A 22,824-nucleotide genomic window follows, 5' to 3' on the forward strand; every position below is an offset into this window, starting at 1 on the left:
TGGGATGATTTTTGAGGTAGTGTTTTTGAACCCAACCCGAAGCATCGTCCACCGGGGAGACCCGGACCGGGAGGGGTCCGGGTCCACCGCGACAGGGGACTAGCGCATCGGCGACTGCTGGCGCGCGGGGCCGAAGTTGGGACGGTTGAAGAAGCCGCCCAGGTGCGCCACGCGGTACTTCGGATCGGTCTTGTCCGGGGGCAGGATGGTCAGGCCCGCGCCCATGATGCCCAGCCGCTTCACGAACTCCGGCTCGGCCTTCAGCTTGAAGTCCATGTCCGGCTGGCTCACGTCCAGCCGCTGGCCGAACTTCACCGTGCCCGAGCCCAGGATCTCCAGGTCCTCGCTCCGGGCCTGCAGGGCCTCCACGGTGCCCAGGCCCTTTTCGATCTTGATGCGCGCGTCGATGTCACCCAGCGCGATCTTCGGCAGATCCATGGGGGTGGGGGTGCCGTACATGGGCACCATCACGTTGCCGCCCTGGATGAGCAGTCCCTTGGTGTCCAGCGAGAGCTGGCCGTTGGCCTGGCTCAGGTCCGGCTGGCCGCGCGTCTTGGGCAGGGTGAGGTCGAGCGAGCCGTTCAGCTTGCCCGTCAGGTCCACGCCGCTGAAGCCCTTGAGGTTGCCCCCGGAGGTGTCCAGGTCGGACAGCTTCACCGCGACCTTCACGTCGCCCAGCGCGCCCACGTTGCCGCTGAGGCTGCCGCCCAGCAGGTTGGCATGGAACGCCACACCTGGCGGCAGCAGCGCGGGCCGCACCGCCACGGAGTCCACGATGATCGGCTCGCCCAGCTCCTCGGGGCCCGGGAGCATGGAGCTGTTGCTGGCGAGCATGCCGTGCAGCTCGGGCGTCATCCCGTTGGGCACCTTGCTGATGCGCACGTTTGTGGCCGTCAGCCCGCGCAGCCCCGGCCGCAGCGAGCCGATGCGCAGCGCGTACCCCGCGTCCGCCGCCGCGTCCACGGCGCGCTTGCGCAGCGTGTCGTACGGGAACGTGAGGAACAGGCACACGAGGAAGGCCACGAGCGAGAACGCACCGTAGCCAAGGGCGAGCTTCCAGCGGGCGATCTTGGTCTCAGCAGCCATGGTCATTGCTTCATCTTGTAGGTGGCGACGGTCGTCCACGCCGTCAGGGTTTCCGAGGCATCGCGCGGCTCGAGGCGCAGGCTCTTCACCTTCACCACGCCGGGCCCGCGCTCCACCGAGGACAGGAAGTCATGCAGCTTGCGCAGGTCCACGTCGGTGAACGTCAGCTCCACCGAGCTCTCGACGATCTGCCCGTCCCCGATGCCCACGTCGTTCTTGGGCGTCATGTTGGGCACGGTGAGCCCCGCCTGGGTGGCCTTCTCCTCGATGTACGTCATCAGCCGCACGTTGCTGCCGGTGAGCTGCTGCTCCACGCTCTGACGCTCCTGGGTGGCCTCGCGGTAGCTGGCCGCCAGCGCCTGCACCTCGCGCAGCTTGGCCAGCTTCTGGTCCGTGCGCTTGCGGTAGGCGTCCGCGCTGCTGGCGAAGGAGAAGATGATGACGAACAGGACGAAGGCCAACACCGCGCCTCCAGTGCCCAGCACCATCTGGCGCTCCCGGCTGGTCAGCCGCTCGAACCAGGCCTTGGCGTCGTTGAGGAGTCCTCGAAGCTTTTCCATGTCCTAGCCCTCCCCGCCCTGGGCCTGCTCGGGGCACTCCACGTGGATGTCCAGGCGGAAGGAGACCTTGTTGCCATCCTTCGTCTTCTCCACCTTGCCCTCCTTCACTTCCTTGAAGCAGCGGTGACCCTTGAGCGCGGTGGCGATGGTGTCGATCTGCTTGGAGCCGTCCGTGAGGCCGCGCACGCTGATGCGCTCGAAGTCGATGTCGATGCGGTCGAACGTCACCGGCACGTCCGCCGGCACGCGCTGGGACATCTCCGCCAGCAGGTTGACGGCGGACATCTTCGGCAGCGCGGCGGCCGGGCTCTCCACGCCCTTGAGGCGGTTGAGCGCGATGTCGTAGTTCTTCTCGCACGAGCCGAGGATGCGCTGGGTGACGTCGCACAGCACGGCGTCCACCTGGGCCTCGCGGCGCGCGAGCACCGAGTTGCGCACCACGCCGCTGGCGATGAGCAGCAGCAGCAGGGTGGCGGCGAAGGAGGCCAGCAGCCCCAGCTTGTCCTTCACGTAGTCGTAGTCACCCTTGAAGGCGAACTCGCCGCGGCGCAGGTTGAAGCGCGGCGCCTTGGGCCCCGAGGCCTGGCCGCGCAGCGCGAGCGAGTACGCCTGCATCGCCGCCGGCTGCTCCGAGGCGGGCACCACGGCCGACGCCTCCGAGGGCAGCGCCAGCATGCGCACGGGCACGCCCAGATCCTTGCTCAGCTGCTCGGCGAGGCCCGGCATGCGCGAGGTGCCGCCGCACAGCAGCACGGCGCCCACCTGTCGGCGGGTGCGCGCGGTGAAGGCCTTGAAGGACGGGCGCAGCTCGCGCAGCACCGGCTGCAGGCCGCGCACGAAGGCCGACGCCGCCCGCTCACCGTCCGGCCCCTGGGCCGTGGCCGCGCTCGCCAGCGCTCCGTGCTGCTCCTTCCAGTGGTGCGCTTCCGGCTGCGGCGTCTGGAACTCGGTGGCCAGCGCGCGGCTGAGGTTCTGCCCGCCACCGGCGAAGGTGCGCGCGAACTCCACGCCGCCGCCGGGCCGGCCAATGGCCAGCGTCGTGCGCTCGTGGCCGAGGTCCACGATGGCCACCGCCTCCGCGTCCGTGCCCGCGAACAGGGTCGGCTGCTGCAGCAGCAGGTTCTGGTAGGTGATGCCCGGGTGCGTCACCACGCGCGGGTCCACGCCCAGCTCGTTCAGCACCTGCAGCAGCGTGGACAGCTCCTCGCGGCGCACCACGCCCACCAGCAGCTCGCTGCCCTTGTCCTTCACCTGCGAGGCGACCTGGTAGTCGAAGACGGTCTCGTTCAGGTCGAAGGGAATCTGGCTCTCCACCTCGAAGGGGATGGTGGCTTCGATCCGCTTCGGGTCGGTGAAGGGCAGGGCGAGCTGGTGGGTGACCAGCGAGGGGCCGGGCAGCGCCACCACCACCTGATCCGGGTGGTGGAATTCCGGACGCGCCAGCAGCTCGCGCAGGGCGGTGCGCAGCGTCTCCTGACGCTCGCCTTCGCCACGGCGCACCTCGGCCCAGGCCCTCACGGCCGGGTTGCGAGCATTCGCCTCGAGGAGCAGCCCCTTCACCGAGTGGCTGCCCAGGTCCAGACCTAGAATCCGGGCCATCGTTATTCCTCTCTCCAATACAGGAGCTTGCCGAGCCCGTCGTCGAGCCGGACCACGGCGGTAATCGTCTTCTGGACCGACCCCGCCTCTCCCACGGACTTGATGCTGAAGGTGTTGCTCTTGTCGCCCAGCAGGCGGTTGCCGGCCACGTTGGCCTTGAGCTGGGGATTGACGGCGATTCCCGCGCCCTCGATGGCGGTCACGAAGTCCGCCACACCCATGCCGAAGAAGCTGAAGGCCCGCGCCGCGCGGATGCGGGAGATGAGCTCCTGGACGAACACCGGATCCCTCAACCGGGGGTCCGGCCGAGCGGGGTCCGCCGCCGACAGGATGGCCATGTACATCATCATGGGATCATCCGTGTTGACGTTGGGCTTGGAATTGACGTCCGGGTACACCGTGAGGCGATCCCGGAATGCGGCCATGAAGCGGTCGTTCACCCCATGCACCCGGTACAGCTCGTCCATGCTGTCGAAGCGCGCGTTCTTCGACTCGTAGCGGGGATCGAAACGGCTGTAGGGCCCGTTTTCATCCGAGAAACCGGCGGCGAAGGGGCTGACGGCGTTGTTGGGGTCGAAAGCGGACTGCGTCTTGTCCTCGTCCACCCAGTCCTTGATGGCGATGATGACGTCCTGCGGCAGCACGCGCACGCCGTTGGCGTCCTCCTTCGAGAACAGGAACTCGAAGCGCTTGTCGCTCATCAGGTCCATCAACCGCATCGCGGTGGGCAGCGCGTCACCCGTGCCCGCGTTGAGGCGGTGCAGGTTGAGCTTCTCCTCCTCGTCCTGGATGGTGGCGAGGAAGCAGCCCGAGAAGCCGCCGAAGGAGCGCCGGGAGGGACCCAGGGACAGCTCTCCCGTCCCCTTGTCGTCCTCGTCGGAGAGCGGGGGCAGGGCGGGGGCGTCGTCCTCCTCCTCGTCCAGGAGGCCACCCCCGGTGGTCAGGCCCTTGAGCATGTGGCAGTCCACACGCGCCAGCTTCCACAGCTGGATGTTGAGCGAGGAGGCCGGCTGCTGTCCGCCCGCGGCTCCGCCACCGCCGCCCGTGAGCTGGGAGAGCATCCCGCCGATGTTGGGGATGGGTGTCTGGTCCACCTGCTTCTGGAAGCGCAGCAGCAGGCGGGAGAGCGCCACGCCGGAGCGGGCCATGTACATGGCCTGCACCTCGTCGCGCTGGTTGGCCGCCAGCTGAAGGTCCACGCGGGTGTTGTAGGCGAACTCCGTGGCCACGACGGTGAGGATGGTGATGGCCACCACGGCGATGATGAGCGCCACGCCGCGCCGGCGGCGGTTTCCCCGGGCATCGCGGCGGGCGCCTGCCGGCCGGGCCTCTGTGTGGTTGGGGCTCGTCATCTCAGTACCTGGGTAGCTCCGTGTTGAGCATCACACGGGTCTGGGTGGTGTAGCGCGTCTCCTTGCCATTCTCGTCGAGCGCTACCAGGGTGATACGAACACGCGTGGGCAGCTTGGATTTCAGCTCCGTGCGGCGCGTATCCCACTCGTCCTCCCACTCCTTCCGCTCGGAGTCCCAGTAGGCGAACTCCAGCTTCTTCACTCCCTCGAAGAGCACGTCCGAGGTTCCGCCCCGTTCCATCCGGCCTTCAACATTCGGATTCACCCGGCGCATCAGATCCATGCGGCCGTTGGCCCCTCGCTCCGAGGACGTCTGGACGGAGTACTCCACGATCGCCTGGTCGGACTCCTTGGCGTCCGTGTACAGACGCTGGTGGGCGAAGGTGGTGATCGTCAGCTGATCCTCCTCGCCGATGAAGTTGCTGGGCCGGTCGTTCTGGTCGCGGTAGCGCTGCGCGTCGTAGCGGTCGCTCACGTACGCGGAGCCGATCTCCCGCGCCATGCGGTTCATGGCCGCGCGCAGCATGCGGTAGTGGTCCGCCTCGCCCTCCACCACTTCCTTGGCGTGGAAGCCCGTCTGGAAGGCCATGCCCACCATGGCGCCCATCAGGGCGGTGATGGCCACGGCGATCATGATCTCCATCAGCGTGAAGCCACGGCGCATGGAGCGCTTCATCGCACGCCTCCCCGGATTCCACCGAGCGGGTTGCCGCCATTGCGCTGCTGCAGCCAGTCCGAGCGCCGCATCAGTGGCTGCCCCGTCTGGGGGTTCACCATCCCGCTGGGGCCGGGCACGCCCTGGACGATCATGCCGCTGGCGGGGTCCACCCACTGGTTGGCGGTCTCCGCGGGCTGCTGGCCGTTCTGGGGGCTGAAGCCGCCGTTGCGGTCCGAGCCGGGCCCCAGCGACACCACGTGGGTGACGAGGTCCAGGCTCTCCACCTGGGTGCCTTCCCTCCAGTAGACGGTGAGGTGCACCTCGCGGACCGTCTGGGTGATCTGCTGCACCATCTGCGTGAACATGGGCTGGGCCATGCCCATCGCCGCGCCCGCCATGGGGTTGCTGGTGCTCTGCGAGGGGCCGCTCTGGCCGTCCTTGCCCCCGGCCGCGCCGCCGCCACCGAACATGGCGGCCAGGCCGCCCATGTCTCCGCCCTCGCCGATGGGCAGGTTGAAGATGGCGCCGATGAGCTGCTCGGGGGACACGCCGTCCGTCTGCGGGGCGATGATCTTCGCCCGCCACTTGTAGTTGTCCCAACCCTCCTGGGAGAAGTCGCCGGTCTCCTCGTCGTCGTCGTTGGAGAAGCCCTCGTCGTAGAGCTTCTGCTCCAGGTCCGTCATCTTCGAGCGGGCCAGGAGCGTGGCCACGGTGAGCTTCTTGGCGTAGGCGTGGTTGGAGACCGCGCCGGAGTTGATGTCGAAGATGGCCATCAGCGCCAGCGCCAGGATGGCGAGCGCCACCACCGTCTCCAACAGGGTGAAGCCACGGGAGCGTCTCATGACTTGGGCACCTCCAGCGCCTCGCCGGCGATCTCCACCTTACCCGTCAGCGGCGACACGACGAGCGTCCAGACATTGTCACCCTGGCGCACGTAGACCTGGGCCTTCTCGGTGAAGCCCTGGGGGAAGAAGTAGAGGTAGGCCGCGCCCTTCTCGGCGGGCTCGCGCTGGTGGCGCGTCCACACGGAGAGGGAGACACCGGCGGGCAGCTCGCGGGGCCGGACTTCCTCGGCGGTGTACTCGGAGAAGCGCGCGGCGTTCTCCACGCGGCTCTCCTCCTGGGCGAGGATCTCGTCCAGGCCGGGCAGGTCGTCGCTGCCCCGGGTGAAGTTGCGGCGCGGATCGCTCCGCGTCTGGCCGCGCTTCGCGTCCTCGCGCGCGCGGCTCTCCTCTTTCAGCATGTCGTCGCGGTCGCGCGAGGTGGTGACGTTGCCCGCGGCGCACTCGGCGCGGTAGCGGGTGATGCCTTCCTCGTCCTTGGGGTCGGCCAGATCGAAGGTGAGCCGGCACGTCTTCCCGCTGAGCGCGGCGGTGTCGTAGAGCGAGCGGATGACGCCGGCCAGCTCGGCGGCGGATGCCTTGGCCTTGGCGCCGGTGATGGAGCCGATGGAGATGGTGACGGCGGCGAACAACACCGCGGCGATACCGATCGCGATGGACACCTCGATGAGGGTCAATCCGCGCTCCCGGGCCCTGCGCCGCGCGATGCTTCCCTGTCCGTTCATTGCGCTCCCCCCTTCGCCGCCTCCTGCTGCTGAGGCGTCCCGACGATGGCGTTGTTCAGCACGCCTCCGCTGATGAGGTCCGAGGCGTCGCCGGTGCCGCCAGGCACCCCGTCCGAGCCGTAGGACACGATGTAGCCCTTGCCCTGATCCGACATCCGGTACTGATACGGGCGCCCCCAGGGATCGTTGGGGACCTCCTTGAGGAGGCCCACCTGCAGGAGCGGATAGAAGTTCTCCGCCTGCGCGGGGAAGCGCCCGGTGATGCGGTGGTAGGACTTGAAGTAGCCCTCCAGCCCGCGGATCTCCGCCCGGGCCTGGCGCTGCAGGGGGCTGAGCGTCTTGTCGAAGGTGAGGCTGGCGATGCCGAAGGCCCCCGCCGTGGCCAGGACGATGACGGCGGCGACCAGGAGCCGCCCCACGCGGGACGGACGCGCCGTCTCTTCTGCTTGCTGCTGCGTGGGGGCGTGCTCGAGGGTCATGGTGTCTTCTCGTTGCTTGGAGGGTCGGCTACTTCTTGGCCGTGTCACGCGAGGAGATGTCCGCGTCGGGACCCTCGCCGCCCTGCGTGCCGTCGGCGCCGTAGGACATGAGGACGGGCTTTCCGCCCTCGTTCATGTACACGTACTCGTTGCCCCAGGGATCCGTGGGGACCTTCTCCAGGTTCTGCGTGTCCACCAGCGCCTTCAGGCCGGTGCCCGTGTCGGGGTACTTGCCCTTCTTCGTGTAGTAGAGCTTCAGGGCGTTGTGGATGTTGGCGATGTCCAGCCGGGCCGTGTCCTGCTTGGCCTCGTCCAGCTTGGGAATCACCGCCACGCCCACGGCGGCCATGATGAGACCGAGGATGGTGATCACCACCATGATCTCGATGAGGGTCATGCCGCGGCGGCGGCGCTGCTGCTTCGTCTTCTTGTCGCTCATGGTCATTCCTCTCGTGACTTTTCGGCAAGCCACCGGGCCGTTATCGGGTCGTCTCTGTCAAAATGTCGTGCGGCTGGGAGGCGCCGCCGGCCGTACGGGCCTTGGAGTCGGAGGCGTACAGGGCCACCCCCACGGTGAGCAGCGCCGCCGTCAAGGCGAGCAGCGCCACGAGGGTGACGCGCTGGATCCACCGGTCGAGCGTGTTGTTCATCGCGATGCCTCCGTTACCGGATGGCCGAGTTCACCTGCAGAATCGGCATCAGGACCGAGAAGGCCACGAATGCAATGATTACGCCCATGAACACGGTGAGCAGCGGCTCGAGCATGGAGGTGAGGGCGCCGATGCGCACGTTCACCTGGTTCTCGTAGCTGTCCGCCACCGACAGGAGCATGTCCTCCAGCTGTCCGGAGCGCTCTCCGATGGCGATCATGTGGTACACGAGCGGGGGGAACTCGCCGGAGCGCTTGATGGGCGTGGCGATGCTCTCACCCTCGCGGATGGCGTCGCGGGCCTTCTCCACCACGTCCGCCAGGATGGAGTTGGTGATGACGGCCCGGGTGATGTCCATGGCCGTCAGCAGGGGCACGCCACTCTTGAGGAGCGTGGCCAGCGTGCGGGCGAAGCGCGAGATGGCCAGCAGGCGCAGCAGGCTGCCGAAGATGGGCGCCTTCAGGGCGAAGCGATCCCACACCGGCCTCCCCTTGGGGCTGCGGAAGTACGTGACGGACGAGAAGATGATGGCCGCGATGAGCGGGAAGATGATGAACCACCAGTCCCGCAGGAAGTTGCTGCCCCAGATGAGCATGCGGGTGGTGATGGGCAGGGTGGCCTTCATCGTGGTGAAGATCTTCGTGACCTTCGGGATGACCACCACCATCAGCATGGTGAGGATGCCGGCGCCCACCAGCATCATGATGGCGGGGTAGGTCATCGTGCCGATGATCTTCTGCTGGAGCTTGGACTGGCTCTCGGTGAAGTCGGCCAGACGCAGCAGCACGGCATCGAGCGCGCCCGAGTGCTCGCCGGCGCGAATCATGTTCACGTAGAGCGAGCCGAAGACCTTCTGGTGCACGGCGAGCGCGTCCGCCAGGGAGGCGCCCTCGTTCACGCGGCTCTTCACCTCGGAGAGGATGATCTTCAGCCGCTCCTTCTCCACCTGGTCCACCAGGGCGGAGAGGGACTCGACGAGCGTCACGCCGGCGCCCAGCAGGGTGGCCAGCTGGCGCGTGGTGATGGCGATGTCGTCGGTGGTGATACGGCCGCGGGCCATCTTGCCGAAGTTGACCTCGCGGTCCGCCGAGGCCGCGTTGGCGCCCTTGCGCACGGCGGCACGGCCGCCCTCGGCCTGGCCGAGGACTTCCGTGAGGAACTTGCCGTCCTTGCGCAGCTGCGAGCGCAAGGTCTTCGGCGAGTCCGCTTCCAGCATTCCACGGATGGGTTTTCCGGCCTGATCAAGGGCCTTGTACTCGAAGACTGGCATGGTGGGTCGCGGAGTAAAACCGCGCCCCATGCCTTTCCCTTCCGGGAGAGGTGGGGCGCGAGTCCTTTAGAGGTCTTCCTGCGTGATGCTGAGCACTTCGGCGATGGTGGTCTCGCCCAGGGCAATCTTGCGAGCGCCATCATCCAGCAGGGTGAGCATGCCGTGGCTCATGGCGGCCTTCTTGATGGTGGAGGCGTCCACGTTCTTCAGGGCCAGCTGGCGCACGGAGTCATCCACCAGCAGCAGCTCGTAGATGCCGGTCCGGCCCCGGTAGCCGTTCTGGTTGCACGAGGGGCAGCCGGCGGCCTTGTAGATCTTCTCCACCCCGTAGCGCTCCTTGAGGAGCGCCCGGTTGAGGGTGAGCTCCTTGAGCTCCTCGTCGGTGGGCGAGTACTGCACCCGGCAGTCCGGGCACACGCGGCGCACCAGACGCTGGGCGAGCACCGCCGTGAGTGAGGAGGCGACGAGGAAGGGCTCCACGCCCATGTCCACCAGACGGGTGATGGCGCTGGCCGCGTCGTTGGTGTGCACCGTGGAGAACACCAGGTGGCCCGTCAGCGACGCCTGGATGGCGATCTCCGCCGTCTCCTTGTCGCGGATTTCGCCGACCATGATGACGTCCGGATCCTGGCGGAGGAAGGAGCGCAGGCCCTGGGCGAAGGTGAGGCCGATCTTCGGGCTGATGGCCATCTGGCCAATGCCCTTGAGCTGGTACTCGACCGGATCCTCGACGGTGAGGATGTTGAGGTCCGGGGTGTTGATGCGCGAGAGCGCGCCGTAGAGCGTGGTCGTCTTGCCGCTACCCGTGGGGCCCGTCACCAGGATGATGCCGTGCGGGCGGCGGATGACGTGCTCCATCTGCTCGAGCATCTTGGACGCCATGCCCAGCTCGGTCAGATCCAGCAGCGTGGTGTTCTTGTCCAGCAAGCGCATGACGATGCGCTCGCCGTAGGTGGTGGGGATGGTGGACAGACGGATGTCGATGTCGCGTCCGGCCAGCTTGATGCGGATGCGGCCGTCCTGGGGCAGGCGCTTCTCCGCGATGTTGAGCTGGCCCATCACCTTCACGCGGCCGATGATCGCGTTCTGGTAGCGCTTGGGCGGCTTGATGATCTCCTGCAGCACGCCGTCGACGCGGAAGCGCACCAGGAGCTCGCGCTCCATGGGCTCGATGTGGATATCGCTGGCGCGCTCCTTGGCGGCGCGGAAGAGCACGGAGTTGATGAGGCGGATGATGGGCGCCTCGTCACCCTCGTCGTTGAGCAGGTCCTTGACCTCCTCGATCTCCTGGGCGAGCGAGTCCAGATCCGTCGCATGGAGCTCGTCCACGAGCTGCTCGGCCTCGTTGGTGGCGCGGTCGTAGACGCTGTTGATGGCGTCCACGATGGTGGAGGCGAGCGCGATGCGCGGTTGGATGTCCCGGCCCAGCAGCATGCGCGCATGGTCCAACACGGTGGTGTCCAGCGGATCCGCCACCGCCAGGGCCACCGCGTCCCCGTCCACGGACAGGGGGAGGATGCGCGCCTGCTTGGCGAAGTTGATGGGCATCCGCTTGATCAGCTCGGCGTCCACCTCCTCCAGGAAGATGCGCGCCAGGTAGGGCAGATCGAGCTGGAGGCCGAGCGCCTTGGCCACGTCCTCCTCGCCGAGGACCTTCATGCCCACCAGGACTTCCCCCAGCCGGCCGCCCTTCTCGGCCTGGAGCTGGAGCGCCTCCTGCAGCTTGTCCTCCGTGAGGCCACTGGTGTGGCGGAGGATCTCTCCCAGGGGCCGGCCGCACAGGAAGGCGGGGCCGTGGGAGACGACCTGGGTGGCGGCGTCGGCGGGCTTGGCGAGTGGGGCGTCAGCGAGCAGGCTCATGTTCTATCTCTCGTTCCCGGTGTCCGGCTGGATGCGCAGGCGCTCCTGATCTTCGGGCGCGGGCGGCGGCTGCACGGGAACCGGCTCCGCCGCCGGAGTCAGAGAACCCCCCTCGGACGGCGAGACTTCCCCGCCCCGGGAAGAAGGCTGCGAGGCGCCAGCCGCCGGGCCGCTCGGCCGCAGGATGCGCTCACCGGGCTGGCCGGGGCCACCGTTCTCCGCCTTCTGCTCCTCGGTGGCCAGCACCCGGCGCATGCGGCTCAGGGGCCCGCTCTTGCGGCTGAAGTCCACCGGCACGTCGTAGCCGGCCACCTGGCCGTAGAACTGCTCCACGAACTGCTGCCGCTCGGCCATCTTGCGCTCGAAGATACGCCGGAAGTCCGACTGGTCCCGGATGATGTGGGGCGTGAGGAAGAGCAGCAGGTTCGTCTTCGTCTTGCGCGTGTTCGTCTGCCGGAAGAGGTGGCCCAGCAGGGGCACGTCACCCAGGATGGGCACCTTGGCCACGGACTCGAGCGTGCGCTCCTGCATGATGCCGCCGATGACCACCGTCTCCTGATCCTTGGCCACCACCGTCGTCTTGGCGCTGCGCTTGGAGGTGGTGGGGCCGAGCACGGGATCCGTCGAGGCGATCTCCTCCGTCTGCTCGGAGATGGTCATCCGGATGAAGTCGCTCTCGTTGATCTGCGGCTTGACGGTGAGCTTGAGCTCCACGTTCTGGCGGGTGATGGGGGCGTAGAGGCTGCCCAGGCCGCCCAGGCTGCCGAGCAGCGACGGGGTGAGGCCGCCGGTGACGCCGCCCGTGGTGCCCAGGCCGGTGCCCAGCGAGGAGGGCGAGAAGCCGGACTGGAAGGGCACGTTCTGGCCCACGGTGATCTCCGCCTCCTCGTTGTCGCTGGTGAGGATGTGCGGGGTGGAGAGCACGTTGACGTCCGAGCTCTGCTGGAAGGCGTGCAGCACCACGCCGAAGGCGGGGATGTCGATGCCCAGGGCCTTCAGCTCGGGGATGACGGGGCCCTGCAGGCCGGCGAGGAAGCCGCCGAAGCTGGCCAGGTTGGCGAGCGAGAAGGAGGGGGGCAGGCCCTGCGTGGTGTACTTGGTGCCGATGATGCCCGAGCCCGTCCCCAGCGGCGTGCCCACCTGGTAGCCGCTGTGCAGGTTCAACCCGAACTCGTTGTTGCGATCCAGGTTGACCTCCATGATGACGGCCTCGACGAACACCTGCCGCCGCGCCTTGTCCAGCTCGCGGATGACGCGCACCAGGCTGCGGTAGTCGCTCTGGCTGGCGATGATGACGAGCGAGTTGGTGCCCTTGTCGGCGGAGATCTTCACCTCACCGGCGAACAGCTCGGCGGAGCCGCCGCCCGTGGTGGCACCGGGGCGGGGCACGCCCGGAGGCATGGGGGTGGGCACGCGCGGACGGCTGGTCGTGCCCTGCGCCAGCGACTGCAGCGTGCTGGCGATCTCCTCCGCGTTGGCGTTCTCCAGCGGGTAGACGTTGATACGCTCGGTGCCGGCGGTGGGGATGTCCAGCTCGCGCACCATGCCCTGGATGCGCTCGAAGGCGGCGGGGCTGGCCACGACGATGAGCTTGTTGGTGCGCTCGTCGGGGATGATCTGCGAGAAGGTCACCGGGCCGCCGGAGCCGCTGCTGCCCTCGGGCCCGGGCATGGGGACGGCGTCGGGGCCGCCCTGGGGCATGACCGCCGGCGGGCCGGCGCGGTTGGTGCCGGGACGGCCCGCGCCGCCGCCCTTCGGCTCGAAGAGCTTCTGCACCGTGGCGGCCACGTCCGCGGCGGTGGCGTACTGCACCTGGATGATGCGCACCTCGTCACTGGCCGCGCGCGTGTCCAGCTGATCGATGATGCGCTCGAGCCGGTGCACGTTGGAGCCCACGTCGTTGATGATGACGATGTCCGGCGGGTACGGGATGGTGTCGCCATCCTTGGACACCAGCTGTTGCAGCACCCCGCGCAGAGGCTCCACCTCCACGTTCTTGATGCGGAACAGCTTGGTGATCATCTGCTCGTTGGTGGTGTACGGGGCATCCGGATCCACCAGCGTCGGGATGGGGTTCTGCTTGGCGGCGCGCTTATCCACGATCTTCAGGAAGCGCCCGTGCTGGTAGACGGACAGGCCGTTGGCGTCCAACGCCGCGAGGAAGGCCGCGTAGAACTGATCCGCGTCCACCTCCACGCGCCCGTTCTCCGGGCCGATGATGGAGATCTTCCCGCGCACGTTCTCCGGGAGGATGAACGTCCGGCAGGTCGCGTCCGAGACGGTCTGCACCAGCTTCTCGATGTCCACCTTGTCGAAGTAGATGCCGTAGCGGGCGCGGCGGCGGACCTCCTCGCACGTGGGCGTCTGCCGCACGCTGGTGCCCTGGCCTTCGGGGGACGTCTGCGGAGAGATCTCCCGCTCGGCGGGAGTGCCCGTGGGAGGTGGACCGGGGCGGCGCTGCGCCAGGGCGGGCGCGGAGATCGCCAGGCACAGCAGGAGCAACCAGGACGGAAGCGTCTTCATGGAGGGGCGGGGTAATGCGGGGTTAGCGGATGGTGTAGTTCTTGCGGACGCTCGAACCGTTGCGCTCCAGCTCGATCTCGATCCGCGAGGCTTCCTTCAGCTTGGTGTAGACCTCGAGGGCCTTCTCCGGGCTGTTGAGCTCGAAGCCGTTGATGCGCTTGATGACGTCACCGTTCTGGACGCCGATCTTCGAGTAGATGGAGTCGGGACGGATGGAGAAGAGCTTGAAGCCCTGGGCCTGGCCGTCCTTGAAGGCCGGCACGATGCGCGCCTGCATGGCCACGTCGTTGAGGTTGGCCAGCGTGCGATCGATCTCCGCGCGAGGCACCTCGTAGTCGTTCTCGCTCATGGCGCGGATGCCGCTGCCATTGGGAGGCGCCTGCACGGCGGGCCCGGTGGGCACCGGCGGCGGGGTGTAGGAGGCCACGGCGGCGCCATCACCCGGCTGGTTGTCGATGTACTCCTTGCGGCCGGCGTTGATGATGATGACGCGCTCGCGCTCGATGTCGATGACCTCGGCGCCCTGGATGCGGTCCCCCACCATGTACGTGGTGGAGCGCTGGTTGTTCATGTCCTGCACCGAGGACACGGACCACATCTTGTCGCTGGCCACCAGGGTGCCCAGCAGCTTCACGCGCAGCCCGCTCTTCACGGGAGCGGCGCTGGGGTCCACGTCGGGCTGGGAGGAGGGCTCGGCCACCATGGGCTCGGGCTCGGGAATGGCGATGCCGGTCAGGTCCGACAGGCGCTTGAGATCCAGCGAGGCCAACGTCACCGTGGGCTTCGCCTTCTGCCGTGAGGACACCTCGCCCGAGGGCAGAGGCGTCATGGCGGACTCGACGAACAGGTTCACCGTGCGTGCCGCCAGGAAGGCGACGAGCAGGATGAAGACCAGGTTCACGGTCCAGAAGTACTTGCGGAAGAAGAGTTCCATCACGCGTCCAGAGAGGGCCTACTCGGGATTGAGCAAGCGGGGTGCCACCCGCGGAGGGGGGCGGGCAACCCGAGCCTTACAGCCAAGTACTTGAATTCATTCCGGAATAAGCCGGGCCGCTGGTGGCAGAAGCGGCCGTCGTGGCGGCTTGGGACAAAATGTCAGCGGCCGGGCAGAGAGCCTGACGGGCTGTCACTCGGCGGGGGGCGAGCCGGGGCCCTCTCCGGTGCCGGGAGTCTCGGAGGCCTCGCGCTCCAGCTTGCGGTAGATGGTGCGGGCGGCGATGCCCAGCAGGCGGGCGGCCAGCGTCTTGTCTCCCTTGGTGTGCCGGAGGGTCTCGTGGATCACCCGGCGCTCGATCTCCTCCATGGGGGTGCCGATGGGGATGACGAGTTGTCCGGCCGAGCCGAGGGGGCCCTTGCGCACCGTCTCGGGCAGGTCGCCCACCTCCAGGACGTCGGATCTGGCGAGCACCACGGCGCGCTCCACGGCGTGCTCCAGCTCGCGCACGTTGCCCGGCCAGGCGTAGTTCTCCAGGGTGCTGAGGGCGTCGGGGGAGAAGCCGCGCAACACCTTGCCATTCTTGGAGGCGAAGCGGCGCAGGAAGGCGTCGGCCAGCAGGGGGATGTCCTCGCGGCGCGAGGCGAGGGCGGGGATGCGCACCTCCACCACGTTGAGGCGGTAATAGAGGTCCTCGCGGAAGCGGCCCTCGGCCACCTCGCGCTGCAGATCCTTGTTGGTGGCGGCGACGATGCGGACGTCCACCTTGACCGTCTGGGTGCCACCCAGGCGCTCCAGCTCCCCCTCCTGGAGGACGCGCAGGAGCTTCACCTGGGCGGACAGGGGCATTTCACCCACCTCGTCCAGGAAGAGGGTGCCGCCGCTGGCGCGCTCGAAGCGGCCCTCGCGGCGGGCCACCGCGCCGGTGAAGGCACCGCGCTCCACGCCGAAGAGCTCCGCCTCGAGGATGCTCTCGGGGAGGGCGCCGCAGTTGATGGCGACGAAGGGGCCCCTGGCCCGGTTGGACTGCTCGTGCAGGGCGCGGGCGGCCAGCTCCTTGCCGGTGCCGGACTCTCCGAGCAGCAGTACGGTGGCGGTGGAGGGCGCGGCCTGGCGGAGGGTGTCCATCATCGCCCGGAAGGCGGGGGACTGGCCGACCATGGAGCGCCCGCCGGTGCTGCCCATCTCCGCGAGCTTCGCCTTGAGGACGCGGTTCTCCGCGGCCAGCTCGTGGCGCTCCAGGGCCTTCTGGACGGACTTCACCAGCGAGTGGCGCTTGAGGGGCTTGGTGATGAAGTCGTAGGCGCCGTCCTTCATGGCGGCCACGGCGGTCTCCACCGTGCCGTAGGCCGTCATGAGCACCACCTCCACGTCCGGGCGGATGGTGCGCGAGGCCTTGAGCAGCTCCTGGCCGTCCATGCCGGGCATCATCAGATCCGTCACCATGACGCTCACCTCGGGGCGGCGCAGCAGCTCCAAGGCCTCGGTGCCGTTGCTGGCGGCGAGGGTCTCCAGGCCCTCGCGCTGGAAGATGCGCGAGACCGAGTCGAGGTTGGCCCGGTCGTCATCGACGACCAGGACGGTGGTGGGTGGTGTCGTCATGGCGCTGGCTGCCTTGCAATCCCTATTCCGGGTCCTCGGCCAGGAGGGGTCCACTCATCCGGCCGATGTCCTCGCGGTTCACCTTGTCCAGGTTGAACTTCCGGGCGCTGGAAATCATCCGGGCCACGGTGGGGTCGAACTCGACGGGTCCCTCTTTCTTGAAGCGCAGGAAGTTGATGCGGGCCACGACGAAGTTCTTCAGGTAGGGGCTCTGCAGGCCCCGGGCCTTGAGGCCGTCCACCACGGTGGCCACGGCGTCGTCCAGCTCCAGCAGCTTGTCGGCGCGGGCCTCGCGCACCTGGAGGGCCTCGGCCAGGGGCAGGTCCAGGAAGGACTCGGCGCGCTTGATGAAGGGGTTGTAGGCGCCACCGGAGAAGCGCGGCCGCTTCTCGTAGGCGGCACCCAGGGTGAGGAAGGCGGGCTCCTCGAAGAGGTGGGCGAACTCGGACTCGCGCCCGGCCCGTGCTCCGGTGAGGCCCCGGTGCATGCGGATGACCTCGAGCGAGCGCTCCTTCAGGTTGTGGGCCTTCTCCGTGTTGAGGGCGAGGATCTGATAGGCCACGTCCTCCTCGGGCAGCACCAGCGCCATGATGGACTTGCCCCCCAGCAGCTTCGAGGCGTGGAGCCGGTGGTTGCCGTTGGGCGTCCAGTACCTGCCCTCCTTGCGGATGGCGATGACGGGGTCCAGGAAGCGATCCAACCGCTCCATGGCCGCGGCCAGCCGCTTCACGTGGGGCTCGGACAGGTCGCGCTGGTAGGGCGTGGGCTCGACCTTGTCGATGGGCAGGGCGGCGAACACCACCGTGTGCGCGCCGAGCGGGTCGCGATAGACGCTCAGCACCTGGCCGCCGTCCTCCTGGATGCCCTGCACCAGCTCGACAGGAGGCGTGGCGGCCTCGCTCGCCACCTCGGCGGCGCTGAGGCCCTTGGAGGCGGGCTCGGCCTTCTTGCGGCGGGGCCGGCGCGTCGTGGTGCGGGTGGCTGCCTTCTTGCGCGGTGACTTCGCTGCCATGGTGCTCCCCCTTGTCGCGGAAGGGGGAACCTAGGCGATCGCCACGGCGCGGGGCAGGGGAAATGACTCAGGAAGTCATGTGCGCGAGGGGTCCATGGCTCGGGACGTGTTCACCCCCAGGCACAACGGCGCCGCGCACAGCGACACCAGGGCCGCGGCCATCCACACGTGCCCGAACGCCGCCCGCGGCTCTCCTCCCACGGCGCCGCCCACCAGCGCCACCAGCAGGCTGACGCCGAGCGCCATGCCGACCTGGCGGCTCATGTTGACGATCCGCACAACAGGCCGCGCTCGCTGCCGTGAACAGCCCGAGCCCCAGCAGGAACCCGGCCTTCCTTCCGAACCGATCGGCCAGGCGCCCGAGCGGAATGAGCAGCGCCGCGTAGGCGATGGCGTACCCGTTGAGCACCCAGCTCAGGTCCGCGAGCGAGACCCCCTGGAAGCTCCGGCCCAGGTGCTCGAACGCCACGTTCACGATGAAGAGATCGAGGCTGGCCAGGAACGCTGCCGACGAGACCACCGCGAGCACGGCACCCGGTCGGACCTGGGGTGAGGCGGGGACCTCCACCGCGGACAAGGTCGCCGTCATCGACCGCGAGCCTCGTCTCCACGGAGGACCATGCACGAGCTGAACACCCTGGCCACGAGGCTGTTCTTCTCGTCCTCGACGTCACACTCGATCAGCCCGAGCGTCCGCGTCCGCTTGACCACGCGCCCGGTGGCCCGGAGGCGCGCGTTCCAGATGGGCTTGAGGAACTTGGTCGTGAGATCGAGCGAGGTGAAGCTCTCCTCGTCCTCGAGCGTCGTGGCCATGGAGGCGCCCATGGCCAGATCGGCCAGGTCGCAGATCACGCCCCCGTGGAGAGTCCCCATGGGATTGGCATGGCGCGCCGAGGCGTCGAGCTCGATGACGACACGGCCTGTCTCGGCGCTGGTGAGCATGAGCCCCAGCAGCTTCGCGATCGGAGGGGGTGGTGCCTCTCCTCGCATGATCCGCTGGAGATCCTGGAGGTGCCGCGTGGTCTTGGGCGCAGCGACTCGGCCGTTCATGACTTCTCCTCGTTCTGATGCACACCACGGGGCATGACCCAGGCCATGTTCCCGGGCCCGCCCTGATTCATACTACGAGCATAATATGAAGCGGGACGAGGTTCCAGGGAATCGACGGGGAGGGGAGGAAGGCGACCGGACGGGTGGGGAGGGCCGAGGATGGCCGTTGGCAGGGGCCCGCCCGGGCTGAGGGGCAGGCGGTGGTCAGAGGGAGCCCTGCTCGCAAGACGCGCTCAGTCGAGAAAGCGGCGCTCCCATCGACGCATGTCCTCCGGGGTGAAGCCGCTCCAAGGGTTCTGCCGCTGATGGAGCCATGGCTCCAGGATGCGCGCCAACTCGCGGTGCAGCGGCAGTTCGCGACCCTCCTCGGTATCGCCTGCCTCGGGCCAGTCTCCAAGAGTGACGACGGCTCGCTCACCTTCCAGTTCCTGCACGGAGATATCCGGAGAGGACAGGCGGGCTCGTAGACCCGAGGTTCCACCTAGCTCGCCAAGCACTGGCTGACCCAGGAAGGTCAGCCAGTATGCCCCCTGCACCCTCGTGCCGATGTCCCAGGCGGTGTCTTCCAGGGGCTGGAGGTTCATTCCAGGGTAGCGGAAGCACCACTGACTGAGTTCTGCTGCGCCGCCCGGGAGTTGCATCAAGGAATTGAATGCAAGGCTGGCCTGGCCGGAGTTGAAGGGCAGTGGCGCGGCCAGTTCTAGAGCCAGTTCACGTACGTGTGCGGGCCCATGTGTCTCCAGATATTCGGGAGGAAGGCAGAAGGAGACCGCGCACACCGCACCCGGGTTGTTCACGAACAAAGGTGCGTCGAGCGACTTGCCGTAATAATCGAAGGCATATTGGCTGATGCCACTCGGAGTGTCCCGCAGTCTGATGATGGGGCTGCTTCGCTCCAGCAACTTGAGACGGAGGTGGTCCCAACCAGCACCGTCGAGTTCTTGCCAGTCCCCCTCCGGGTCCACATACCAGCCAGGTGCTTGTTGCCCCACCGCGTGCGAATACGTTTCCAGTGAACGCATCACCGCCTGGGCAATCTCCTTGTGGGAGCGGCGCATGTAGAAACAAATGCTCACGCCCTCACGCACAACGAGCTCTCCCTGCTTCGTGTCGAGCCTTATTTCTGGGATTCGAGCCACCGGATGATTCCTCGTATCGGTGCGATCAGGTTGGGCCCTACCTTCAAGATCTCCAAGTACATCTTTCCCTGGGTGGAGCCTGCGAAGGGTCCTTTCTCGTACTCCCTCCAGGTGGGCTTGTTTGTGTCGGGACAAGGGAATTTGAAGTCGTAGACGGCCAGGGCCTCGAGCGGATTGCCCGAGTGGATGACGATGTCGGGCACGATTGTACCCTCGAGTTCGTCGCCGCACCCCTTCTGCAGGAGGGTTCGTACCTCCTCGCGGCTGACCAACTGTTTCTGCCCGGTCTGAGGGTCGTAGCGGTATCGCGGCTCCCGGCTGAAGCGCCCTGGAATCAACTCGCCCAGTTTCTCCTCCGCGCACTGGAGGGCGAGTTCATGCTTCTCCGTGCCCAATTGCATGGCCCGGGTCATTCTTCTTCCACACGGGTCCGTTCCTGATACCTCCTCTTGGCATTGCTTGCGTGAGGGACTGTTGCCGCTGAATCGGCGGCGGTTGATCTGGTCATCTGCCCAATCGACGCACTTCTCCAAGGACTTCTCGATGTCGGCCTGCATCTTGGAGTTCAGCACCCGCAGCGCGGCCCCTACAGAGGCAATCTCGGCAGCACCCTGGATGGTGGGGACCACAGCCTCCTCTCCAGCCACACGAGCACAATAGTTCGGGTTCTGCCGACAGGCGCTCGTTGCCGAATCAAAGGCAGGACCTGCCGAGCCGAGGGTTGACACGAGCAAGATGATTGTGAGTACGGCTGGCTTCACTCGCGTCACAAGTGGAAACGACATGACGTCCTCCAGGGGTTCATGCTGCGGGGCTCCAGACCTGTCCCATCAACTCTCCAGACAATTGATCTAACCTGCCCTCCAGTACCTTGTCCATTACGAGCCAACCACCGTAGTCCTGGGCATTATTGCATGTACCTGCAACATCGTGCAGGCTCGTGTAGTTCGAATGGATTGAACCCTGGGGTGAATTGGCATGAACCAATTCTGTCGAGACTTCGAGAACCTGCTGAAGAAGAGTCCACCCGAAGAGGCTCTGCATCAGTTCGTCGTCAAGCACCCTGTTCTGCTCGAAGAATTCGGTGGGCCTCTCTACATTAGCAAGCCCTCTCTTGGGCGCGATTACACAGCAGACTTCGCCGTCCGGACGGTCGGAAACGGAATCTTCTGGACCTTCATTGAGCTTGAGCGGAGCAGCCACCCACTTTTCACTCGGCAAGGGTTACCCTCAAAAGCACTCAACACCGCCATCATGCAGATCAATCAATGGTTCTCGTGGCTTCGTGACCATGCGTCGCCGGGGTATGGTGTTTTCGACGGTGAGCGTTCTGGAGTCGTGGTGATTGGCAAGCGAGATCGTCTCTCTGCGCTGGATTTGCGCCGATTGCGTTCATTCAACGAAACCCATATCTCAGTTCGAGTCGTGACCTGGGATACCTTGATCGATCCATTCAAGTCGATGTCGGACTCCCTGATGAAGGCGAAAGAGCGCGAGGCTCCGAAGGTGTTGGGCGACGCTGAATTCAGAATGCAGTCAGCGATCTGATACATAGACTTCGTCATGGTAGTACAGGATTCACTCGGAGCGTTCGCCTGCTCTAACCCGTTGGCGGCGAGGTCTTCATCGTGTCCACCATGTGGCGGATGAAGGCACGCACGCGGTGCGGGACTTGTCCGCCTCCGACGTGGATGGCGTGGATCTGCTCCAGGTCGCCCGGGTTGTACTTCTCCAGCAGGGGGACGAGGCGGCCGGCCTTGATCTCCGCGGCCACATGCCACTGCGCCAGGCGGCCGATGCCCACCCCGTTCAGGAGCAGCTGCTTCAGGGTCTCGCCGTTGTTCACCTGCACGCTTCCGGTGACGACCTGTTGAATGACGCCACCCGCCTCCCGGAAGGGCCAGCCACTGCGGGCGCGCCGGAAGTTGAAGGTCAGGCAGTCGTGGTGTCGCAGCTCGTCTGGCGTCTTCGGCGTGCCCTTGTGCTGGAGGTAGGCGGGTGAGGCGCAGATGACGCGGCGGCTCTGCCCGAGCTTGTGCGCGAGCAGCGCGCTGTCGGGCAGGTCGCCAATGCGAATGGCGACATCGGTCTTCTGGGCGAGCAGATCGACCACGTCATCGGTCAAGCTGAGATCGACGATGACGTCGGGGTAGCGCGCGAGGAAGGCGGGAAGGGCGGGGACGACGAACTGGGAGCCAAAAGGAAGCGACGCATTGACGCGCAGGCGGCCCCGTACCGCGCCCGGGGCGGTGGCCTGCTCGGCGTCGTTCAACTCCTGGAGGATGCGCTGTCCCGCCCGGTAGTAGGCCTCACCTTCCTCGGTGAGGCTCAGCGCGCGGGTCGTCCGCATGAAGAGGCGGGCTCCAAGCCGCTTCTCCAGCCGGGTGATGAGCTTGCTGACCGCCGAGGGAGTGAGGCCCACGCTCCTGGCCGCCGCGGAGAATCCGCCCTCCTGCACTACCCGCAGGAAGACCTCCAGCTCGCCGGAGCGCTCCATGAGGATGCGCGCCATTCGTGAACCCCGTTCACAAGTATTGCAACCATCCTGTGAATGTTCATCCCGGCACGCAAGGGTTATTCCAACCGCACAACGGCACGGCTTACGCCGCCCCTTTTCTCAACCCCGACTGGGAGCTCTCATGGATCTGCAATTGAACAAGAAGACCGCGCTGGTGACTGGTGCCACCGCTGGTATCGGCCTCGAGATCGCGCGGACGCTGGCGGTCGAGGGCGCCGAGGTCCTCATCACCGGCCGTTCGCGGGCCAAGCTCGAGCAGGCGGTGGAGGACATCCGCGCCTCCGGCGGCAAGCTCATCCGCGGCGTGCTGGCGGATGCGGCGACCGCCGAGGGCGCGGCCTTGATCCAGAAGGAGGCGAGCGACGTCGACATCCTCGTCAACAACCTGGGCATCTACGAGAGCAAGCCCTTCGCCGAGATCACCGATGCCGACTGGCTTTCCTACATCAACGTCAATGTGATGAGCGGCGTGCGGCTGTCGCGGGCCTACTTCCGGGGCATGCTGAAGCGCAACTGGGGACGCATCATCTTCATCTCCAGCGAGTCCGCGCTCACCATTCCTCCGGACATGATCCACTACGCGACGACCAAGACGGCGCAGCTCTCCATCTCGCGGGGTCTCGCCAACCTGACGAAGGGCACGAAGGTGACGGTCAACTCGGTGCTACCGGGGCCCACGCATTCGGAGGGCATCGTCGACTTCCTGCGCAGCGTGTCCAGTGAGCCCGAGGCCCCGGCCGACAAGATCGTGGCCGAGTTCTTCGCGAAACACCGGTCGTCCTCGCTCCTGCAGCGGATGATCGAGCCGGGGGAGATCGCCAGCCTGGTCGCCTATCTGGCCAGCCCCCTGTCCGCCGCGACGAACGGCGCGGTGCTCCGTGCCGAGGGCGGCCTCGTCACCACCCTCGACTGAGGAGGGCGAGCAGACGCCTGGCCAGGACCTCGTCACGGAGTCTTGGCGAGTT

General features: G+C 67.1%; 23 protein-coding genes and 1 pseudogene. 2 read left to right on the top strand and 22 right to left on the bottom strand.

What is annotated here, in order from left to right; translation table 11 throughout:
* Positions 1-99 precede the first annotated feature (99 nt).
* The 21 genes and pseudogenes from gspN to Q664_RS14935 all read right to left on the bottom strand — a co-directional run bounded on the left by gspN (position 100) and on the right by Q664_RS14935 (position 20,126).
* A complete protein-coding gene (gene gspN, locus Q664_RS14845) occupies positions 100-1,086 on the bottom strand; it encodes a type II secretion system protein GspN (RefSeq protein WP_043394954.1) in 987 nt (328 codons plus the stop codon).
* A 2-nt stretch (positions 1,087-1,088) separates the two neighbouring features.
* Positions 1,089-1,646, bottom strand: a complete 558-nt coding sequence (gene gspM, locus Q664_RS14850; RefSeq protein WP_043394956.1) for a type II secretion system protein GspM — start codon at positions 1,644-1,646, stop codon at positions 1,089-1,091.
* Between the two features lie 3 nt (positions 1,647-1,649).
* A complete protein-coding gene (locus Q664_RS14855) occupies positions 1,650-3,245 on the bottom strand; it encodes a type II secretion system protein GspL (RefSeq protein WP_043394958.1) in 1,596 nt (531 codons plus the stop codon).
* A gap of 2 nt (positions 3,246-3,247) precedes the next feature.
* Positions 3,248-4,597, bottom strand: coding sequence for a type II secretion system minor pseudopilin (locus Q664_RS14860; protein ID WP_043394960.1), 1,350 nt, complete (start codon positions 4,595-4,597; stop codon positions 3,248-3,250).
* 1 nt (position 4,598) lies between these two features.
* Positions 4,599-5,273, bottom strand: a complete 675-nt coding sequence (locus Q664_RS14865; RefSeq protein ID WP_043394962.1) for a type II secretion system protein GspJ — start codon at positions 5,271-5,273, stop codon at positions 4,599-4,601.
* On the bottom strand, positions 5,270-6,097 hold the full coding sequence (locus Q664_RS14870; RefSeq protein WP_043394964.1) for a prepilin-type N-terminal cleavage/methylation domain-containing protein: 828 nt from the start codon (positions 6,095-6,097) through the stop codon (positions 5,270-5,272). Before Q664_RS14870 ends, Q664_RS14865 begins: the two co-directional genes overlap by 4 nt.
* Positions 6,094-6,822, bottom strand: coding sequence for a pilus assembly FimT family protein (locus tag Q664_RS14875; RefSeq protein WP_052518115.1), 729 nt, complete (start codon positions 6,820-6,822; stop codon positions 6,094-6,096). Before Q664_RS14875 ends, Q664_RS14870 begins: the two co-directional genes overlap by 4 nt.
* Positions 6,819-7,301, bottom strand: a complete 483-nt coding sequence (locus tag Q664_RS14880) for a type II secretion system protein GspG (RefSeq protein ID WP_043394966.1) — start codon at positions 7,299-7,301, stop codon at positions 6,819-6,821. Before Q664_RS14880 ends, Q664_RS14875 begins: the two co-directional genes overlap by 4 nt.
* A gap of 28 nt (positions 7,302-7,329) precedes the next feature.
* Positions 7,330-7,746, bottom strand: coding sequence for a type II secretion system major pseudopilin GspG (gene gspG, locus Q664_RS14885; protein ID WP_043394968.1), 417 nt, complete (start codon positions 7,744-7,746; stop codon positions 7,330-7,332).
* Positions 7,747-7,780: 34 nt separating this feature from the next.
* A complete protein-coding gene (locus Q664_RS60005) occupies positions 7,781-7,951 on the bottom strand; it encodes a hypothetical protein (RefSeq protein WP_200883704.1) in 171 nt (56 codons plus the stop codon).
* 13 nt (positions 7,952-7,964) lie between these two features.
* Positions 7,965-9,221 (bottom strand): type II secretion system inner membrane protein GspF, encoded by a 1,257-nt coding sequence (gene gspF, locus Q664_RS14890; RefSeq protein ID WP_043394971.1) that lies wholly within the window; start codon positions 9,219-9,221, stop codon positions 7,965-7,967.
* A gap of 66 nt (positions 9,222-9,287) precedes the next feature.
* On the bottom strand, positions 9,288-11,081 hold the full coding sequence (gene gspE, locus Q664_RS14895; RefSeq protein WP_043394973.1) for a type II secretion system ATPase GspE: 1,794 nt from the start codon (positions 11,079-11,081) through the stop codon (positions 9,288-9,290).
* A gap of 3 nt (positions 11,082-11,084) precedes the next feature.
* Entirely contained in the window at positions 11,085-13,604 is a 2,520-nt protein-coding gene (gene gspD / locus Q664_RS14900; RefSeq protein ID WP_043394975.1) for a type II secretion system secretin GspD, read from the bottom strand.
* Between the two features lie 22 nt (positions 13,605-13,626).
* Positions 13,627-14,538 carry a type II secretion system protein GspC gene (gspC, locus tag Q664_RS14905; RefSeq protein ID WP_052518116.1) on the bottom strand — a complete coding sequence of 304 codons (912 nt, stop codon included), beginning with the start codon at positions 14,536-14,538 and terminating at the stop codon, positions 13,627-13,629.
* 192 nt (positions 14,539-14,730) lie between these two features.
* Positions 14,731-16,140 carry a sigma-54-dependent transcriptional regulator gene (locus tag Q664_RS14910; protein WP_043394979.1) on the bottom strand — a complete coding sequence of 470 codons (1,410 nt, stop codon included), beginning with the start codon at positions 16,138-16,140 and terminating at the stop codon, positions 14,731-14,733.
* 22 nt (positions 16,141-16,162) lie between these two features.
* Positions 16,163-17,152, bottom strand: a complete 990-nt coding sequence (locus Q664_RS14915; protein ID WP_043394981.1) for a ParB N-terminal domain-containing protein — start codon at positions 17,150-17,152, stop codon at positions 16,163-16,165.
* A gap of 75 nt (positions 17,153-17,227) precedes the next feature.
* Positions 17,228-17,416, bottom strand: coding sequence for a hypothetical protein (locus Q664_RS60845; RefSeq protein ID WP_235216705.1), 189 nt, complete (start codon positions 17,414-17,416; stop codon positions 17,228-17,230).
* Positions 17,417-17,441: 25 nt separating this feature from the next.
* Positions 17,442-17,741 (bottom strand): annotated as a pseudogene (locus Q664_RS62935) (MFS transporter); the annotation flags it as partial.
* Entirely contained in the window at positions 17,738-18,202 is a 465-nt protein-coding gene (locus tag Q664_RS14925; protein WP_043394985.1) for a PaaI family thioesterase, read from the bottom strand. The pseudogene Q664_RS62935 and the gene Q664_RS14925, both read right to left, overlap by 4 nt.
* Before the next feature lie 233 nt (positions 18,203-18,435).
* The gene (locus Q664_RS14930; RefSeq protein ID WP_052518117.1) at positions 18,436-19,341 is read right to left on the bottom strand and encodes a DUF3396 domain-containing protein; all 906 of its coding nucleotides are present in this window, start codon (positions 19,339-19,341) and stop codon (positions 18,436-18,438) included.
* Complete coding sequence (locus tag Q664_RS14935; RefSeq protein WP_152622111.1) at positions 19,320-20,126, bottom strand: hypothetical protein; 807 nt, start codon at positions 20,124-20,126, stop codon at positions 19,320-19,322. The genes Q664_RS14930 and Q664_RS14935 overlap by 22 nt, the downstream gene beginning before the upstream one ends.
* Positions 20,127-20,319: 193 nt before the next feature.
* Here Q664_RS14935 and Q664_RS54825 point away from each other — a divergent pair, with 193 nt between their 5' ends.
* A complete protein-coding gene (locus Q664_RS54825) occupies positions 20,320-20,889 on the top strand; it encodes a Shedu anti-phage system protein SduA domain-containing protein (protein ID WP_075207436.1) in 570 nt (189 codons plus the stop codon).
* A gap of 52 nt (positions 20,890-20,941) precedes the next feature.
* On the opposite strand, the gene Q664_RS14940 is transcribed toward Q664_RS54825, so the two are convergent.
* On the bottom strand, positions 20,942-21,853 hold the full coding sequence (locus Q664_RS14940; RefSeq protein ID WP_043394987.1) for a LysR family transcriptional regulator: 912 nt from the start codon (positions 21,851-21,853) through the stop codon (positions 20,942-20,944).
* 127 nt (positions 21,854-21,980) lie between these two features.
* Here Q664_RS14940 and Q664_RS14945 point away from each other — a divergent pair, with 127 nt between their 5' ends.
* The gene (locus tag Q664_RS14945; RefSeq protein ID WP_043394989.1) at positions 21,981-22,772 is read left to right on the top strand and encodes an SDR family NAD(P)-dependent oxidoreductase; all 792 of its coding nucleotides are present in this window, start codon (positions 21,981-21,983) and stop codon (positions 22,770-22,772) included.
* The last annotated feature ends 52 nt before the right edge of the window (positions 22,773-22,824 follow it).

Source organism: Archangium violaceum Cb vi76, from assembly GCF_000733295.1.
Taxonomy (GTDB): Bacteria; Myxococcota; Myxococcia; order Myxococcales; family Myxococcaceae; genus Archangium; species Archangium violaceum.